Below are 1,347 nucleotides of genomic sequence, written 5' to 3' on the forward strand. Positions count from 1 at the left end.
TTGTCCTGTTCCTGTTGAGAGACAGGGGCTTGCGGTTCCATACCCATCAGCCTGGCGTATTCGGCATCAGCTTCCTGATCCAGTTTGTCGGCGTCTATCGCCATCTTCACTCTCCCTGTGGGGCACTGGGGCTTGTCCACAAAGTTGATTGACCTGCCGTCCGGGGCTCTCGGCTTGTCCTTTTGGCAGGAATTCACCGGTAACCGCTCCATGCGTTACCGCCATACCGCCCATCCCTGGGCATAAAAAAACCGCCAGTGCAGGCGGTTCGTGGTAAAAGCTGGTTAATTTTTCAACATCCGGGGTATCTAAGTTATCCACACCACCGGATTTTCATATTATCCTTTATCAGACAACCACTTAACCAATCCCCAGATACCCCGTGGTTTGGGGTTGAGATACCCTGGGGTTTGGAGGGTTATCCACAATTCACAGGCATTCACCGGGAATTGCTCCCGCATTCCAGCCATACCGCCCATCCCTGGGCATAAAAAACCGCCAGTTAAGGCGGTTCGGTGTTCTTGTTGTTCCTGTTTCTTATCCGTTCGGGTTCACTACCCGTTCAGCCCGATTGGGCAGACAGAGCAGGTCATCCAGTTCGTTGATACGGCCCTGCAACTGGCGAATGTCCGCCACCTCCGATGCGCTGGCCAGCTTGTCCAGCAGAAGGGTTCTGCGCCGGACGAGATACACCTTCATTTCCTGGTAGCTGGCCTGATGGTCCAGGGCGCGGATCGCCTCCGCTTCCTCCCGGCTCAAGTGCATCAGGTTGTGCATAGAGTTCTTCCTCCGGTCGCAGTGCCTTGTCGGTATCAATGTCCAGTGACTTCATGTATTCATCAAGCAGGTAGCGGTGATCGGTCATCGGCCCCAGTAGCGGGTTCATGGTCACGTTCAGGGCGTTCATCACCCGTTCGCTGTGAATCTCTTTCGCCATCAGTGCCGAGCTGCCCATGGGTACCACGTCCAGATCGCCCCGCTTGTCGTCAATCTCTGCCCACTGCATGGCAAAGTTGAACAGGCTCTCGATCAGGGGGATGGTGCCGTAGTCGTCAATGTTCTTGACCACGCTTTTCAGGGCCACATTGGCGGCGGTCATCAGCATACTCATGCCGCTGGCGGTCTTGTTCAGGTTCTGGGTCTGCTCGCCGTGGGTGTAGCTCGGCAGTGAGGTTTCCTCGTCGGCAAAGCGGCGGAACAGTTCAAAGATGCCGGACAGGTCACCCTGATTACTCTGGACGTTGATCGCGTCGATCATCGGCCCTTCACCGGCCTGACCGTCATAAAACCAGAGCCGATAGGGGTAAATCTTCTTGGCGTCCTCCAGGCTCATGCCTTCCGGCAGCT

Annotated in this window: 2 protein-coding genes; both read right to left on the bottom strand. The window is 55.9% G+C overall.

Annotated features, from left to right (window positions below; translation table 11 throughout):
- Positions 1-197: hypothetical protein (locus AK963_RS36245; protein WP_238593891.1), on the bottom strand; the 197-nt coding region annotated here is incomplete at its 3' end.
- A gap of 392 nt (positions 198-589) precedes the next feature.
- On the bottom strand, positions 590-1,347 hold a 758-nt coding region (locus AK963_RS29030; RefSeq protein ID WP_238593892.1), incomplete at its 5' end, for a hypothetical protein.

The sequence above is a fragment of the Endozoicomonas atrinae genome, assembly GCF_001647025.1.
GTDB lineage: Bacteria > Pseudomonadota > Gammaproteobacteria > Pseudomonadales > Endozoicomonadaceae > Endozoicomonas > Endozoicomonas atrinae.